13 protein-coding genes and 1 pseudogene are annotated in these 16,412 nt (G+C 60.2%); 8 read left to right on the plus strand and 6 right to left on the minus strand.

All coding sequences use genetic code 11. The features are described 5' to 3' along the window. Positions 1-1,510: 1,510 nt before the first annotated feature. From B7Z66_12555 to B7Z66_12585, 7 genes and pseudogenes are all read left to right on the plus strand, one after another. Positions 1,511-2,272 carry a short-chain dehydrogenase gene (locus B7Z66_12555; protein ID OYV75490.1) on the plus strand — a complete coding sequence of 254 codons (762 nt, stop codon included), beginning with the start codon at positions 1,511-1,513 and terminating at the stop codon, positions 2,270-2,272. 350 nt (positions 2,273-2,622) lie between these two features. Further along, positions 2,623-3,288, plus strand: a complete 666-nt coding sequence (locus tag B7Z66_12560; protein OYV75491.1) for a flavodoxin reductase — start codon at positions 2,623-2,625, stop codon at positions 3,286-3,288. 165 nt (positions 3,289-3,453) lie between these two features. Beyond that, a complete protein-coding gene (locus B7Z66_12565; protein ID OYV75492.1) occupies positions 3,454-4,143 on the plus strand; it encodes a hypothetical protein in 690 nt (229 codons plus the stop codon). 211 nt (positions 4,144-4,354) lie between these two features. Next, on the plus strand, positions 4,355-4,735 hold the full coding sequence (locus B7Z66_12570; protein ID OYV75517.1) for a hypothetical protein: 381 nt from the start codon (positions 4,355-4,357) through the stop codon (positions 4,733-4,735). 98 nt (positions 4,736-4,833) lie between these two features. Next, positions 4,834-5,197: pseudogene (locus tag B7Z66_12575) on the plus strand (hypothetical protein). Between the two features lie 544 nt (positions 5,198-5,741). Further along, a complete protein-coding gene (locus B7Z66_12580; GenBank protein ID OYV75518.1) occupies positions 5,742-6,368 on the plus strand; it encodes a carbonic anhydrase in 627 nt (208 codons plus the stop codon). A 661-nt stretch (positions 6,369-7,029) separates the two neighbouring features. Further along, entirely contained in the window at positions 7,030-7,548 is a 519-nt protein-coding gene (locus B7Z66_12585) for a hypothetical protein (protein OYV75493.1), read from the plus strand. Positions 7,549-7,576: 28 nt separating this feature from the next. On the opposite strand, the gene B7Z66_12590 is transcribed toward B7Z66_12585, so the two are convergent. The 5 genes from B7Z66_12590 to B7Z66_12610 all read right to left on the minus strand — a co-directional run bounded on the left by B7Z66_12590 (position 7,577) and on the right by B7Z66_12610 (position 13,747). Next, the gene (locus tag B7Z66_12590) at positions 7,577-9,271 is read right to left on the minus strand and encodes a hypothetical protein (GenBank protein OYV75494.1); all 1,695 of its coding nucleotides are present in this window, start codon (positions 9,269-9,271) and stop codon (positions 7,577-7,579) included. Continuing rightward, entirely contained in the window at positions 9,123-10,049 is a 927-nt protein-coding gene (locus tag B7Z66_12595; protein OYV75495.1) for a U32 family peptidase, read from the minus strand. The genes B7Z66_12590 and B7Z66_12595 overlap by 149 nt, the downstream gene beginning before the upstream one ends. Before the next feature lie 164 nt (positions 10,050-10,213). Then, complete coding sequence (locus B7Z66_12600) at positions 10,214-11,209, minus strand: protease (protein OYV75496.1); 996 nt, start codon at positions 11,207-11,209, stop codon at positions 10,214-10,216. An 8-nt stretch (positions 11,210-11,217) separates the two neighbouring features. Further along, entirely contained in the window at positions 11,218-12,153 is a 936-nt protein-coding gene (locus B7Z66_12605) for a TIGR01212 family radical SAM protein (protein OYV75497.1), read from the minus strand. Between the two features lie 604 nt (positions 12,154-12,757). Beyond that, complete coding sequence (locus B7Z66_12610) at positions 12,758-13,747, minus strand: hypothetical protein (protein ID OYV75498.1); 990 nt, start codon at positions 13,745-13,747, stop codon at positions 12,758-12,760. A gap of 910 nt (positions 13,748-14,657) precedes the next feature. Here B7Z66_12610 and B7Z66_12615 point away from each other — a divergent pair. Beyond that, the gene (locus B7Z66_12615; GenBank protein ID OYV75499.1) at positions 14,658-15,452 is read left to right on the plus strand and encodes a hypothetical protein; all 795 of its coding nucleotides are present in this window, start codon (positions 14,658-14,660) and stop codon (positions 15,450-15,452) included. 22 nt (positions 15,453-15,474) lie between these two features. Here the strand turns inward: B7Z66_12615 and B7Z66_12620 are convergent, their stop codons facing one another. Further along, positions 15,475-16,107 carry a hypothetical protein gene (locus tag B7Z66_12620; GenBank protein ID OYV75500.1) on the minus strand — a complete coding sequence of 211 codons (633 nt, stop codon included), beginning with the start codon at positions 16,105-16,107 and terminating at the stop codon, positions 15,475-15,477. Positions 16,108-16,412 lie beyond the last annotated feature (305 nt).

Genomic DNA, 16,412 nt, shown 5'->3' on the forward strand with positions numbered 1-16,412 from the left:
CCGTTCTCATCGTTGTGTCTCCTCGCTGCTGGTCCATCGCGCGATGAGATTACGCCACCTCGCGGAATTTTAAAGAACGGCCTAGTGTGACCGGTTACCTCCCGGCCCATGCGATCCATACTGATAGGCGTGTTGCGCGCCTGATCGTATAGTTTGGTCGGCATAGCGGAGATCCGGCAAAGTGCCGGCCGATTCCCCACGAGCGGCGTCTTGGACGGACCCCATGGACCAAGGCACGAGGTCCGCGTGCGCTCCATGGCTGAACTCAACCCGGTTCGGAACGGCTTCCACGTTTGGCTCCCAGGCTACAAGGAACGGCGCAATGGCCGCAAAACCCGCCTACCAAGATACGAGGTGCCCGTGGCTGAACTCAACACGGTTTGGGTGGGTGGCTTGAACGCCCTGAGCTTTCAGTAAGCGCCATTCCCCCTGTCGCTGGTTGACCTATCCTGGCACGCGGGCCTAGCTTAGGGGCTCCGGGGCTCTTAGCCAAAGATTTGACTCCAACAGATTAATCGTTCCCCCATCGCCTGGCCGCAGTCTGTCGGTATTTTTTACATGCGCCCCGTTTCACGCGAACAAACTAATTTCCGACAAATCAAGTGGGTTGGAGCACTGTACCGGTGGGGCATGCACAGCCCTGCCTACCCGAAGCTGCTCGGACACACCGATTCAGCATGATCCGCACCGCTCAGCATAAGTTATTGTATTACTGTTACGTTTTTTACGGTGCGGGGTGGCATAGCACGTCTTGTCGGCATTTTTTACAAATCTCCGCCACGGGCTTATAGGAACTCGCGTAGAATTTTGTAGGCTAATGTTTAATCAAAATGACCGATTTGTGGAAAATTGTATGGCCGGCCCTGGCCGTGAGCGGCGGCAGGCCACCGCTCCGCAAGCAGGACACTCATTCCGTTCAACCAAACGCCTTCTGGGCACAATCGCCTCCGGTCTCTATCTTCCAACCCAGGTCATGTGTGTGACACCAGTGATTTTATAATTATAGCTAATTGTTTTTACAGCACATTTTTTAAATGGCCGAAAGATTCGGTGCGGTGAAATCCGGGCTGATCGGCGTCGCGATACTGGCGCTCGGCTTGACCTCCCTGCCGGCAGCGGTGGTGTCGGTGTTGTACTATCTCAACCAAACCAACATCGATTCTGCGCCGTTCACCGATGGCACGAATTACCCTTGGTTACCATTGACAACAACGGTGCACCCGGCGACATCAACTTCACCGTCACGACCCTGCCTGCACTTGATAATTACGCCGGGCGTAACGTCCGAAATCCGGAACAGATCTGCTTTCCCATGCCCCAAAACCATGCTGCCCGCGGCAAGGGAACCCGATAAAATTCCCGAATGCCTGGCCATACTACGGGGCACCAAGGTTGCGCTTGCAACATATCGGTATCACGGCGTTTGGCGCCGCCACAACCATCCGGCATCGTCCTCGGAAGCGGGCGAATAAATCTACCCCAATATTTTCCAGCACAAAGAGGGACGACCATGCCTGACAAATACGCACGCATTGCGATTGTAACCGGTGCCACATCCGGTATTGGCGAGGCCACCGCCAGAAAGTTCATTGCCTCTGGCTTCGGGGTAGTGGGAAATGGGCGTAATGCCATCAGACTATCTGCGCTCGAAAAGGAGTTCGGCACCGCGTTTCGTGGTGTTGCCGGCGACGCCAGCGATGGCGCTGTGCTCGATAAACTGTTTGTCTCAGCCGGCGATCATTTTGGAAAAACAGCTGATATCGTTGTTGCCAATGCAGGTTCAGGTCTCGGTGGATCCGTCAAGGACGCCGATCTATCGGGATTCGAGAATCTGCTAAAAATAAATGTGACTGGCACCCTCGCTCTGCTGCAAAAAGCCGCACAAAAAATGGTCGCGGCACAACAAAACACCTATCCGAATTCCGCAGCCGATATCGTCATTATCGGGTCGGTAGTTGGACGGCACATATCGCCGTTCAGCGCAGTATATGGGGCATCCAAGTTTGCAGTACATGCACTGGCCGAAGGCCTACGACGCGAGGTTGGCACTAAAGGGGTGCGCGTTTCGCTGGTTGAGCCTGGCATCGTGCTGAGCGGATTTCAGGCGGGCGCGGGCTATACTGACGAAATGGTGCAGAGTTTTGAGGATAAATTTGGACCACTGCTGGTGGGAGATGACGTGGCAAACGCGATACATTTCATAGTGACCCAGCCGCCCCATGTGCATATAAGCGACATCATGGTTCGCCCCACGCGCCAAGACTATCCGTAACTGTTGATGGTCAATGGGGGTCGATCCGTAGTGCGCCACCCAGCTCCGGGCCGCTGACAGGCTGCGCCCGCCTAGAAGATGTGGTTGACCCGATCATCGCACGGCCGGTTTAACACTGACAGATCCCGGCAGGCGGCAGGAGGGCGCCCTAATGCCGGAAAATAGCGCCGTGTATGCTTATGAGCCTATGATTCGCGAGGAGTGCGACGTTTAGCCACCATTGAGATGTCATCTTTTTTCTGCAAGGCCACACTGCGCTCTTGCACTAACCACGATGGGCCCGCGTACACGTGCGTGCCGGCAGCGCAGTCGTTGGGATCGAAGTCGCTCAAGCCAAGGAGGATAGGCCGATGACTCACAAAACCACCCTGCTGATGAAACAGTTCGTGACCCACGACGTGCTGCGTTTTATCGTCGCACGGCCTGAAGGGTTCGCCTTCGAACCCGGCCAGGGGCTCGATCTCGCTATCGACCACGAGCGCTGGCGCCAACAGACGCGGCCGTTCACCCCAACCTCGGTGGCACAGGACAAGGTCCTGGAGTTCACCATCAAGATTTATGAAGAACACGCGGGCGTGACGCGTGCACTGGCCGCCCTGAATCCAGGTGCAGGGTTAACGATTTCCGACCCTTGGGGCACGATCCGCTATCAGGGCCGCGGTGTGTTCATCGCCGGCGGCGCCGGCATCACGCCCTTCCTCGCGATTATGCGCCAGTTGCGCGCGGAAGGACGGCTGGACGGCCACGGTCTGATCTTTTCCAATAAGAGTCCCAGCGACGTCATCTGTGAGAAAGAGTTGCGTGCCGCTTTCGGGGAACGCGCAACGTTCGTAACCGATCGCGAGGCCGGCGGTCACTTCATCGCCGGTCGTGTGGACGAAACGCTGCTGCGGCGCTGCGTCACGGACTGGAGTCAGCGGTTCTACGTGTGCGGCCCACCGCCGTTCAACGATGCAGTCATGCAAACCCTGCGCCGCCTGGGGGCGCAGCCGGACACGCTGATATTCGAACAATGAGGTAGGCGAACCCGCGGGCGTCGCAGTTGTCCGGCTCGGGAAACCGCTCTATGCTACGAACGGAACCTCCTTACGAGCCCGCGGGCAAGCTATAGCCTCGCGGAGTGGACGGTTCGCTGGTACTTGCTACGGGCACGAACTACTAGGGCTGCTTCGGGGGATTTCATGAGTGACAATGAGGCGCATAGGTCACACCGTATCGGCTGGCTGCGCGCGGCAGTGTTGGGTGCCAACGATGGCATCGTTTCTACGTCCAGCTTGATTATTGGTGTTGCAGCCGCGCACACCCGGCACGAGGCAATTCTTCTCGTCGGCGTGGCCGGGCTCGTCGCGGGCGCAATGTCCATGGCCGCCGGTGAGTATGTATCGGTTAGTTCGCAGGCAGACACAGAAAAGGCGGATCTAGAACTCGAGAAACGCCACTTGGATGAGGACTCCGCATTTGAGCACCGGGAGCTGGCTCAGATTTATGAGGAGCGAGGGCTCGAATCAGATCTGGCAAAACAGGTCGCGAGACAGCTGATGGCCCACGATGCGTTGGGCGCGCATGCCAGGGACGAACTCGGCATATTTGATCGGGCCAGGGCGCGGCCGATTCAGGCGGCGTTTTCCTCAGCCGCCACATTCACGATAGGCGCGGCGCTGCCATTGTTAACGGTATTGTTTGCGCCGGACCGGCAGTTGATACCCGTAGTCGCGGGGTTGTCGCTGATATTTTTGGCTGTTCTAGGCGGTCTTGCCGCACGCGCGGGAGGCGCGTCCGTGGCCATCGGTGCCATCCGGGTTACCTTCTGGGGGACACTCGCCATGGGGTTGACCGCGCTGGTCGGCAGCTTGTTTGGCGTGGCGGCATGATCGCCCAGGCGACCCGCCGCCGATCGGTCAAGTATGCGGGGTCACTATCGCGGCTCGCATTCCGGGAGGAATAAAAATGATGGGATCATCGCGTTTGTGTCCATCCGCCTGTACCCGAAGGATCTTCCGTGCGGCGCATGTGACCACCCTTGCGTTCTTGCTGGTGGGTACCACGACGTTTGCGGACACCTCGCAAGAACGCACGCATCAGATGGGGCATCGCGTGATGCCCTTCGAACTCTCGAAGACGATGCATATCTTCCGGATGACCGAATCCGGAGGGGTGCAACGGGTGATCGCCAAGGATCCAAACGCGAAAGACCGGATTCGGCTGATCCAACGACATTTGAAATACGAGGCCGAGCGATTCCGGCGCGGCGACTATTCGGATCCCGCAGCCCTGCATGGCGCAGACATGCCTGGACTGAAGGTGCTCGAATCCGCCGGCTCGCGCATCAAGATCTCGTATACGGCCCTCCCTTCAGGCGCTGAGATCACTTTTGAGGCAAGCGATTTACGTCTGGTGACCGCGATTCATCGGTGGTTCGGAGCCCAATTGTCCGAGCACGGCGCCGACGCCACGGCACAATGAACTCATTGCTGCACTACAGACTCTTGCAGGCGCGGCACACGCTCCGCTAAACCGTCCGTGGAGCGGGTGAACGACAACCCACATGCAGGAACCCCGAGATGATCGATACGATCCCCGATCTACCGGACAACGTGCTCGGGTTCACCGCCAAAGGTACGGTGACCGCGCAAGACTACGAATCCGCCATCATTCCGGCCGGTGGAGGCGCTATTTCCCCGCTACGATCGGGTCCGGCTCCTATACCACCTCGGAGACGAATTTTCCGGATTTAAGGCCGCCGCCGTCTAGGATGATGCGAAGCTTGGCCTGAAACACCTTACCGGCTGGGAGAGAATCGCAGTCATCTCGGACGTCGAGTGGGTCCGGATCGCCATCCGGGTCTTTGGCCTCGCGATCCCAGGGCGTGTACGCATATTTCACAACCGTGACATCACTGAAGCCATACAGTGGGTCTGCGCGTAGCTTTGTTATCGGACTTGGCGAGAAGGCAATGAGCGGTTCGCCCACCGCCAGGCGGGAACTCGTCCGCAACGCTCTCGTCGTTTCCCCGCTTGCGGACAGACTATCGCCAACGCGACGCCTTACTGGAGGGCTGCCAATGAACAATGGTATCATCCGCAAGGTCTGCTTTCCGGTGTTTCCGCCGGACAGAAACGCACGTGACGGGCTGGGATGGATCACCGCGCAACCGGCCATAAGCCCTCGACCAGGCCTGCCTCGGCAACGGTATCTGGCCGGTGGTGTGGCCGCGGCTTTGGTTTCCCACGTGCTCAGGGAACCTCCGGGTGCCCGGGATCGCCACCCGCGGGCCGGCCAGGCGGACCCACGAGGGGACTGGAGACCAGCGGGTCTCGCCCGACGCCCGTTATCGGCCGCGGGAATACGAAACGGGCCCGACGCTGTGCCGACGCTCTCCTGAGATACGGACCGGGCCATGACCCATGACCCATGACCGTTGGGCGGCTAACAACCCCGCCTGTCTTCTGGACCGACATTGGACGCACTGATGATATCTGCACGAGAAGCACTTGAACGTCTTCAGGAGGGTAACCGGCGCTTCGTCTCCAGCGCACAGAGTGGCGGGGCATTACCCAGCCATTCCCGCCCGGTGGAATTGGCGAGCAACCACCACCCCTTCGCAATCGTACTGGGTTGTTCCGATTCCCGGGTACCGGCCGAGATCGTGTTCGATCAAGGTCTGGGCGATCTGTTTGTCATTCGCGTCGCCGGAAATATCGTCGCACCCTCACAGGTGGGAAGTGTCGAGTTCGCAGCGTCCCGGTTCGGTACCCGCCTCGTCGTGGTCCTAGGACATTCGCAATGCGGTGCCATCCTCGCGACCATCGAGGAACTCCAACGGCCAGAAGGAAACCAGTCGCGGAACCTGCGCTCGATCGTGGACCGGGTGCGGCCCTCAGTCGAAGGGTTGCTCAGGACCGAACTCCGGCACGACCCGGATGCGCTCGTGCGCCACGCGGTACGGGCCAACGTTGGCGTATCGGTAAGCCATTTGCGCTACGGATCCGACGTACTGGAACAGCTGACCCGCAGCGACGGGCTCATGGTGGTCGGCGCGGAATATTCACTGGAGACGGGGGTTGTGGAGTTTTTCGATGGGGTAGAGCAACTCTGACGTGGGTCAGGCGCCCTGCTTCCCGCCCTCTCCTTGCACCCACTGAATGGCGGCCCCGTATCGGAATATCCCGGACCGCACATGCCGCAATAGGGGATTCCGGCCATGATGAAAGCCACTGTCCCCTGCGGCCAGCCGGAAAATTGGCCGGCCGCCATGCCACCCATGATCAACAACCCATTGTATATAAATATATTTAGCACGCGCAGCGTTCACTGAATAGCACTAGTTTGACCCCGATCAAGCCGCGCCGCCTAGCTCGCGCGTACGCTTAGTCCCGCGGGTGATGTACTCGCATTGCCGACTGGTACACAGGTGTCGCGCCAAAGATCAAACGGCTGGATCCAACCTATCACGCACCAGCGCGCCCTAGGTGCCTAGACCCCATCGCAAAATCGCAGATCGGGCGTTCAGGCAAGGCGCGGCCCCTACAAGGAGCGCAGTTTACACCCAACTAAATGAGCACCGCAGCAGGGTCCACAACGCCGCATGGGCGACCGAGACGCATTTTGAGGTAGGTTCTAATCGCGTCTACCCATTCCGCTGCACCCACTGTGATCAAAAAGCATTGAAGAGCACACCGCAAGCTGGCGGGTCATTTCGCTTTCGTGTCGGCCGAATGTCGGTCTCACGCTACCACTAATCACGCGGCATCACGAGCATGGCCATGATCAACATACCACTGCTCCCCGTTAAGCTTGGCCTACGCGTGCTCCCGGACGCCTGGCACGCCGAGATCGCCACACGTCTGTTCAATCACCTGATGCGCGGTCAGACCGGCGCCGAGCGGATCGCCGAAATCGATGGGGTACGACTGTGCCTGTCTATCGTCGACACGGGTAACGAACTATTGTTCGAAATACGTGGCGGCCGCTTGGAACGTGCGCGGCGCGCAAGCGCCGGCACCCGTGAATGGCAAGTCCGCATTCGCGGAAAACTCAACGACTTTTTGCTCTTGGCCACTCGTTCCGAGGACCCCGATAGCTTGTTCTTCAGTCGACGCTTGGCATTAGAAGGAGATACTGAAATCGGCTTGCACGTCAAGAATGTCATCGATGCGATTGAGTTCGATCCGCGCGCCCACTTTGTCTCCGTTGTGGGCCCGTGGGTGGTTGACGTCGCCCAAACGCTGCTTTTCTCAAACGTTACCAGCCGCCGCACTCGAAATACGACCAAATAGCGCATCCCCGAAGACCGCTAAATATCTCCTAAACGCAACGCCGCGACACGTCTGTGGGGGCATTGACGTTCCGTACCACCTTCTCCATAACTTCAACGTTCAATCGCGACTTCGCCATGAAGGCCCCCGCATACGCGGCATCCTCCTGCTGGAGTTCATAGCAATTTGAACCACTGATATCCATAAGAACAGCCGCGATTCCGGCCTCATCGAAGGCACGTTGGCGCTTTTGGTAGAAATGCGAGCAACACATGCCGACATAGGCGTGGACCCCAGACTCCCGCATGGATTTCAGAACCTCCCCCAGATGTTCGAAGTTGTTGATAGATACCACCCGCATTCCACGTTTGCGCGCCAGCCGATAGGCGTCGCCTACCTCGCAGCCACCACATTCCGTACAACCGTCGTCGTTACGCCACTTGCAGCGTGGCGGCTTTGCGCAATACGGGACCAGCATTACGCTGGCATCCTGAATGATCTTATCCGCAGCCGTGTGGGTGCCCGATGGGTGCACCATGAGCGTGTTCGCCTGCACCACATTAAGCCCGAATTTGCGCTGCTGCGCGACGCGTTCCACCGCAAGACGCAGTAGCCGCAATACATCCTCCAACCCTACGCCGATCGCATCCCAATCTGCCGCCTCGAAGAATCTGCGCACTTCAGCATCGACGTCCAAAATATGCGTTCCCTGCAGGGCTGCGCTCAGGCGCGCAAGCCCGTTCACCCCACGCAAATGGACCACGCCCGCAAAGCGCGCGCTGCGAATACGTTTTCGCGCCGAATCGACCACCAGCGCCGCATGCACAACGCCGCCCTTCGTTCGTATCCAGGCGCGCAGGGCCCCACCGTCGGTTTCCCAACGCGGGGAAAAATGCCGTTCGGTATTTGTCACGCTGATGCGTCCGCCCCATCGGTTTGGGTCTGGGCACGGTACGGGCCTGTGGTGAATGGCACGCGCAAGCGCCCGCGCAATGGCCTTCGGAAGCGCGCCGGACGAACCTAGGCTGCCGTCAATCTCGTTCAACGCGATCAGGCGGTCGCGTGCGCTACGAATTCCATCGACGGTGAGTTTTTCCGTGGGCGTAAGCAGGGAGCGCAGCATCACTTCAGTGTCAACTGCGAGCAGCACGGTGCCCTGATAGATCAACATATCCCCACGTATGGCGATAAAACAACTTGCCAGCTTGCGGCCTACCACCTCGATGTCATTGGGATACCGGTAGTAGGCCGGTACCTTGAGGTTCTGCAAGGCCTGCGTCACCGCCGTGGTAAAGTATTCCATCAATTCGGAAATGCCACGCGCCGGAAGCGCGCTTCCTAAGCGCGTAACGAGCGTCCAACCGAGTTGGCCAGGATCCACGTAAACGGCGCCGCCGCCCGTCAGCCGCCGCACGACGGGAATGCCGTGGGCCACACAGTAGCCCTGCCGCGCGGCCAACGCCGGCGTATCAAACGCTCCGATGGAAACCGTTGGCGTCGTTCGGTAAAAGCGCAACGCCGCGGCACTATCAGCCTTGCACGCCATCAAGCCAGCCGCGTCGCGGTCCACCTGATGGGCGCCGGAGCCCAGGCCGTCATACCTCACATAACAGTGCATCACCACCCTCCTCCAATCTCTCCCGCCAATCCATCCCCGGAAACCCGTACCAGTATCCGTTGCATTGCCGCGCCGCGGCCGTCGTTCCGACTTCGAGCGCCGGCAGCAGGGATTCTGATGGCGCATCCAAGGTACGCCGGAACCTCTCGACCACTGCACCCATGTCTTGCGTCTGCGGCGACAGGCGCAGAATATCCACGCCCAAGCTCCGGAAATCCCGGATTGCCTCCGACAAATCGTAGATCTTCGCCGACTGCACCTGGATGCCGTTGAGCGCAAACAGGCTGCTGCCATCGCGCGTATTGAGCTCCATCCCCGCCTCGAAATCCCGGCAACGCAATTGGCAGTCGTCCTTGGCTTGGTTGTGCGCCCGTGCCGTGAAGCAACGCGCTGAGAAGGCGAGCGGCAGCCGTCCATAGGCAAATACTTCGGTCTCCATTCCAGCGGGCCGTTTTGACTGCAGGTCCTGAAGGCTGTTACGCGAAATTTCCACCGGCATCACCCAACGACGCGCACCGCACTCGGACAACAAACTCAAAGTCTCGGCGTTGTACGTGTTGAGATGCGGACCTGCGACAAATTCGCGATTGTCGCCGAGCAAGGTCACGGCCGCCATGTCGTTGGCCTCGACCCAGTAACGCCCGTTGGTTGCGATACGGCCCATGGCAAGCAGCTCGGATTCCGCCTCCACTAGCGCCAGCGTGGACAGCACCACCTGTTTTCCGGCGCTTTCCAGCAGTTCCGCGATCTGCAACCAATCGGTCAAGCGCATTTCGCGGCGCTTCGAACAAACCGTCTCCCCAAGATACACGACGTCGATCGGCCACGTGGCCGCCGATGCGTAGAAGTCATAAGTCCGCTGACGCGGCCAGAAGTACAACAGGGGTCCGAGTGATAACCTCATAAATATCTTTCCAGTTCAGGCCGGCGCCGCGCTGTCCGATGAGTGCGGAAATGTCCGCTAGCCTCAACCGTCAGAAAGTGGCCTTTGCATGAAGGAATATTCCGGTTCCGATTGCTTGATCCGATGCGCGCGCAACCATTCATCCCACATATCCGATGCATCGTTCACTGCCAGGGCCGATGGTAGGCGCCGAGCGTATGGGTCTGCCCCTCGGCGACATTGTCGAGCTGCTGCACCCAGTCCGGTCGGATCGTAAAGCCTTCTGGATTTGCGTGGCAGGCATCCAGGGCCTGGCGAAATACACGCGTCACCTGTGCGACATACGCAGGACTACGCTGGCGACCCTCGACCTTGATCGCCGCCACGCCGGCGCGCAACAATTCCGGCAGGATCTCAAGGACGTTAAGGCTCGTAGGCTCCTCCAGCGCATAAAGCACCTCGCCACCCACTTCAAAGCGTCCCTTGCACAATGTGGGATAACCGGCGCGTTCCCCGATCGCATACTCATCGATCAGTATTCCGTTGAGTCGCGACCGCCGGGAGGTGGGGGTTTCCTCCCACCTAACTGCCTTGGCCGGCGAACAGACGCCACAAGTATTGGGCGACTCTCCGGTAACGTAGGACGACAACGCACAGCGGCCTTCGACCATAACGCACAGGCTACCAAAACCGAAGACCTCCACCGGTACCGGGGTGTGGGCTATCACCCGTCGGACTTGCGGCAGTGACAGGACGCGTGGCAGCACAACCCGACGGATATTGAACCGGCGCCGATAGAACTCGATAGCGAGGTGATTGGTGGCCGAGCCTTGGACTGATAGGTGCAGGCGGAGGTTCGGATGGCGTTGGGTGGCGTAGTGCATGAGCCCCAAGTCGGCGATAATCGCAGCATCAAAGCCAAGGTCGGAAGCGGCATCCACCGCGCCCGTCCAAGTCCCCCAGTGCGCCGGTTGTGGGTATGTGTTTAACGCCAAAAATACCCGGACGTTCGCGTCATGCGCGTACTCCAGGCCCAGCCTCGCGCTCTTGATGTCGAAGTTCAGCCCCGGAAAGTTGCGGGCGTTGGTGGCATCCCGGAACCCCATATACACGCAGTCGGCACCGTGATCGACGGCGGCACGCAGCGCCGGCAGACTTCCCGCCGGGCACACGAGTTCCATCCGGGGTGTTAGTGCTGGCACGACCGTTCGGTCCGGCGGGTGCCCTGACAGGAGCCCCGCTGGCGTAGCTCCGCCTCAATGCCGTTGAGTACCCGCCATTTGTACTGGCACCACAGCGGCGCAAGCAACAGTTTGGCTGAGGCGGTCCCAGTCACCCGATGGTAGACCACTTCGTCCGGGGTACGCTCGATGAGATCCGCGACGACCTTGATGTAGCGTTCCAGCGTCCACGGTTGATACTCTCCACGCCTCCAGCTGTTGGCGAGCTGTGTTCCCTTTACGACGTGCAACGGATGAAGCTTGAGCCCCTCCACGCCTTGCTCCAGAACCCGCTCCAGGCTGGTACGCACATGCCGGGCGCATTCGCCGGGCATGCCAATGATCAGATGCGTGCATACAGGCAATCCGCGCGCATGTGCCGCGTGTACCGCCTCTTGGTATTCCGCGAAACCGTGACCGCGACGCACACGCTCCAAGGATCGATCGAAACTCGATTGCAGACCCAATTCCAACCACACCTGATAACCCCGGTCGCGATAGCCGGCCAGTAGATCAAGAACCGGGGCGGGTACGCAATCCGGGCGCGTCCCTATCGACAAGCCAACGACACCTTCCTGCGCGAGCGCCTCATCATATAGTGCACGTAGGCGCTCTGGCGTATCATAGGTGTTCGTGTACGCCTGAAAGTAGGCAAGGAAGCGCCGCGCGCCAGTTCGCTTGCCAATGACGCGACGGCCGGCGTCGATCTGCTTTGCTGCCGACTCCGGATTACGGCCGTTCGGACTGAAGGAACTGTTGTTGCAAAATGTGCAGCCGCCGGTATCTTTGGTCCCATCCCGATTTGGACAGGTAAACCCTGCATCGATGGCGATCTTATGCACGCGCTGCCCATGGCGGCTCTGCATATATCCGCCAAACGTATGTACAACCTCAGCAAGTGTCACCAAGCCACCTCATTGCGTCCATGCACAGCATGGAAACCTCGCGCGTGTTCCGCCGTGATACGCGCGCGGTGCCTGCCATGCACGATTCCGGGTTCGCCGCTCACCGTCGGCGCGGTGTACCTTGCAAAACCATGCATTTCGAGCGGCCTATTCGACAAATCAGCGCCCGTGGGTCGCCGGATATACCAAGATCGGTGGTTGATAGGGGGTATGTATACCGGTTCAGCTCCCGGACGGTCATTGATGCACATCAATCGCCGCCCGCCGATTCCGGGGATGTTTTAAATTGGCTTAGAAGTCTGGGGATTGCGATCGCCGGTGGCGCCTTCCATCTGACGTCCATCAGGAACCGCGGTCAGCGCAAATAGGCCGGGTCGTAATTGCAGGGCCCATCAGCCGGAAGACCGGGCCACAGGGTTACGCAGTCTCGACGCTCATGCGTGGTAGAGACGCGGGCGGAACACAGCGGTTTCCGGGTCGTTGGGGCACAACCTGGGGATGCCGCGCGCCCGCAAAGGACCCGCTCAAGCAGCGCAGCATAGCGAATTCGCGCCGGCGAGTTATGCAGGGGAGCACGTTCGGCGCGCCTGCTCGAACAGGATATTCAGGACCAGTAACAACGTCCCCCGATGCACTCGTTGAAAAGCCGCCACGCGGCCTTTTTTGAATAGAGGCGTCGACGCATCGGAAAGGCCGCCATGAGGTAGCGTAGGTCAAAATAGCGCGCGGGCGCGCTGCGCACATGCTCCAGATACTCTCCGAGAAACGCCCGGTCCACTGGTTCCAAGTCCGCCTCGAATGCCTGCAGGCGGCGCAAAACCTCCGCCTTCCGGGCGATCGCTTCGCAGTATCGCCACCGCTTTCTAAGGTTCGGCCGGGGCCTACGGCCCCGTGGTCTGACATAGTGCACGCTGTTTTCGGTATGGATGCGGTGTAGCACCACCGGCTCATCGACAAACCGAATCCCGCCCTTGCACCGCGCAAGGAGCGCAAGCCAATGGTCATAGGTGATCCCATCCGGGAACGGCAGCGCGGCCTCGACGAGGGTCCGCCGGACGATCAGCGCGTGGCCAGATACGGTATTCGTATCCAGCAACACGTAGGGCGGAACCGGCCCGGAAAAATATTCCGGAAAACCGAGATACTTCTCAAACGTGGCGCCCATCGACCGACCGGCGGCATCTACCAGATCGCTCCTGCCGTAAATAAGCGCCATGTCATGGCGGTTCGCATATAGAACTTCCAGCTTCTCGGGGAGCCAGATGTCGTCGTGGTCAGAGAATGCCACCCAGCTTCCGGTGCATCGGCGCACCGCATTCTCAAAGTTCCCGTTGATCCGGTTGGATCGACGTCCCTCCGCGGGGTTCCGGACCACCACGATCCGCGAATCCCGCCGTGCGTACTCTCCCAAGATATCGAGCGTATCGTCCGTGGAGCCATCGTCGCTGACGACGATTTCCGCTGGGGCATGCGTCTGCACAAGGATGCTGTCGAGTTGCTCCCGCAAATAACGGCTCGAATTATACGTCGCCAAGACAACCGAGAACACGGCGTTCGTGTTGTCTGGTCGCCCTGCATCTACGTCGTTATCCATTGTCTACCTCAGGGATGATCGTTTCATCATAGAGCCGTGGAACTCGGACGGTCAAACGACCACCACCATGGCGCTTCGGCAAGATCTACATGGGGGTGTCTTTCGGTGGATGGTGGGTCGGAGAGAGGGGCAGATCGCACGATTGAACCAATTTGATCTGCGGTTGTGGCCCAAACGCTTTCATGAAGAAACTGTGGCAGATTTATCTCCCCACCGTCCGGTGCCACGAACAGTGGCAGGGATGGTGTGCGCTGTGGACAGCCGGCCGGCTGATGGGTGCCGCAGTACGGATTGTTGTTTGCGCTGGGTCAATACCCACCGCCAGTGGTTATCGCACTCTAGTCACATGCCAATGCGCTGCAACAGGTACGTGTCGATGGGGACTGCGCGTTCGGCCACCACGCGCAGGTCTCGCTCGGGTACTTCAATACTTGGGGAGGCACCGATGCGGCGTTCTATGCGACCACTCCCGGGGCCGTCGACAACCGCGCGAGCGGGAACCCAGGCAGCGCCGGCTGCATCACGGAATTGGACTACCTGCCGGGGGACAACACCAAGTCCTTGCTCCAGTACGGCGCCTAAACAAACTTCAACGGGGCGGGTAGCATCTACAACGGCGCCGGGCCCAGCGCGTTGGACAACAACTGGCGGTACCTGAACTCCTGGGTCACCTGGTGAGCGCACAAAACACCATCCCTGGGTGGCCGCGGGCCCCTACCCGGCTCCGGTTGGGATCGGGGCGGGTAGTTGGGACGCAATAACCCATTAGAATATATATGTTTTGTTACACCTAACGGGCCGGCTACGGGACTTGGAAGGCGCCCGACCGGGGCACGCGCCCTCGACCCGGTCCGTCAAATACCCGCTGTTATTGATCTGCGTCATTTTCCGCTGTGCCCACCCCGGTACCATGCATAGGTGGTACCCCGTGCGACAGCGACACGTGGTCGGATTCCTCTCCAGAAGGCGCAGCGGGATGACGCCATGCGAATGCGCAGTTGTCGACTGCCTGCTCTGCGAGGCACGGCTCTTTTCCGGGGTCGCCGAAGAACAAGTCTGCTCGGTCCGGGGTCTGATCCTGCGGGAAACACGCGCGCCCGGTGAGTTTGTCTTCCACCAGGGCGGACCGAGTCGTCACCTCTATGTCCTCAAGAGCGGCTACGTGAAATTTGCGGCCGCCTTGCCCGACGGGCGGGAGCAGGTGCTGGGGATTGGTGTGGAGGGTAACCTGCTCGGTTTCGAGGGCTTCAGCCAGGAGGCCTACCCATACAGCGCCCAGGCCCTCACCCCCGTGCGGGTATGCGGCGTGCGGCGCGCCGACATGACCCGGATCCTGACCGGCAACCCCAAGGTAACCATGGATGTATTGCGCGTGCTCAACGCGGAACTCGAGCGCTCCAAGGCGCTCATCATGGACCTGGGACTCCGGACCGCCCCGGAGCGGGTCGCCTCGTTTGTCCTTTCGCTGGTGCCGCCGGGGCGTACCTGGGAGCGGGAACTGCCGCTACCCTTGAAGCGGCGGGAGATCGCCGAGATGCTAGGCTTGCGGGAGGAAACCGTGAGCCGGGTCATGGCCGGGTTGCGGCGCGAACGTGTCATCCGCACCCGCCAGGGCCGCGTGCAGATCCTGAGTCTTAGCCGGCTGCGTGAATTGGCGGGATTTGCACCTGAGGACCTTCCGGACAGCCGGTTCGCCACCGCCTAGGTCTACGGTGCGGCGCGCGCTTTCAGCCAACTTCGGCGCGCTCGCTGCCCGTGCATAGGCAGCGGATCCGTTCGACCGCTTCGAACACCGCATCGGCTACCGCGTGCAGATATGCGCCGGCACCGCTGCGAATGAGCAGCAGGCAGAATTCCTCCACCCAGATCCCCAAATGCGCCTGCGTGAATTCCACCAGCAGCGGCGGGATGCCGTTACCCGTACCCCCTGATTCCAGGCACCTCGCGGCGAAGTAAAGCATCGCACCCAGGTGATCGGCCGCGGGCTGATCGCCCATGTGCTCCGCGCAGAACGGCAACTCTTCGGTCGAAAACCCAAGAAGCGCATAGCAGCGCTCCACGTCCGCGCTACCACCCGGCTCCGGCGCCGGGAAGCGCCACCCGCTTCTGGTCTGCCAACGGCGCCGGAACACATGTTCGTAGGGCGCCACGTAGCGGGCCGACTCGCGGTGACAGAGACGATCTGCGAATTCGATGCGCAACGCAGCAAGCCCGCGCGCATCCAAATAGCCATTCGCGCTGAGCGCTGCGCGCGCGGCCGCATCCGGTTCCACGAGCAGCATGCGACCGGCACGGCGGGCGTTCCGCACCGGCAACGCAAACGAGATATGTCCGGCCATCGGGCCGAGTGGTTCACGCATGACTGTAGCCCAGGATCGGAGCGCGTCACACGGCGATTCCCGCGCTATACCCGGTTCATTGAATCACAGCGTGCGCGAAGCGCGGTTGCGGCAGGTCAAATCGTACCGCTCTAAGGGAACCACGGGGCAGACTACGCCGCTTGCGCCACAAGACGCCGCCGAAGTATACATCGCTCACGAAATGCAGAGACGGGAGAAATCCCAGCACAAGGCTTCTTCAAAGGCATAGACAGCATCCCCAAGGATCGGTGACGAAATCGGCCGCAGCACGTTTCATCTACGACATTTCGACGTGCTCCCACACG

This window comes from Chromatiales bacterium 21-64-14 (assembly GCA_002255365.1).
In the GTDB taxonomy this organism is placed as follows: Bacteria; Pseudomonadota; Gammaproteobacteria; order 21-64-14; family 21-64-14; genus 21-64-14.

Coding starts and splice junctions, on each gene's coding strand:
- B7Z66_12555 (OYV75490.1), top strand. CDS start 1,511: ATGCCTGACAAATACGCACGCATTGCGATTGTAACCGGTGCCACATCC.
- B7Z66_12560 (OYV75491.1), top strand. CDS start 2,623: ATGACTCACAAAACCACCCTGCTGATGAAACAGTTCGTGACCCACGAC.
- B7Z66_12565 (OYV75492.1), top strand. CDS start 3,454: ATGAGTGACAATGAGGCGCATAGGTCACACCGTATCGGCTGGCTGCGC.
- B7Z66_12570 (OYV75517.1), top strand. CDS start 4,355: ATGGGGCATCGCGTGATGCCCTTCGAACTCTCGAAGACGATGCATATC.
- B7Z66_12580 (OYV75518.1), top strand. CDS start 5,742: ATGATATCTGCACGAGAAGCACTTGAACGTCTTCAGGAGGGTAACCGG.
- B7Z66_12585 (OYV75493.1), top strand. CDS start 7,030: ATGGCCATGATCAACATACCACTGCTCCCCGTTAAGCTTGGCCTACGC.
- B7Z66_12590 (OYV75494.1), bottom strand. CDS start 9,271: ATGCGCCATCAGAATCCCTGCTGCCGGCGCTCGAAGTCGGAACGACGG.
- B7Z66_12595 (OYV75495.1), bottom strand. CDS start 10,049: ATGAGGTTATCACTCGGACCCCTGTTGTACTTCTGGCCGCGTCAGCGG.
- B7Z66_12600 (OYV75496.1), bottom strand. CDS start 11,209: ATGGAACTCGTGTGCCCGGCGGGAAGTCTGCCGGCGCTGCGTGCCGCC.
- B7Z66_12610 (OYV75498.1), bottom strand. CDS start 13,747: ATGGATAACGACGTAGATGCAGGGCGACCAGACAACACGAACGCCGTG.
- B7Z66_12615 (OYV75499.1), top strand. CDS start 14,658: ATGCATAGGTGGTACCCCGTGCGACAGCGACACGTGGTCGGATTCCTC.
- B7Z66_12620 (OYV75500.1), bottom strand. CDS start 16,107: ATGCGTGAACCACTCGGCCCGATGGCCGGACATATCTCGTTTGCGTTG.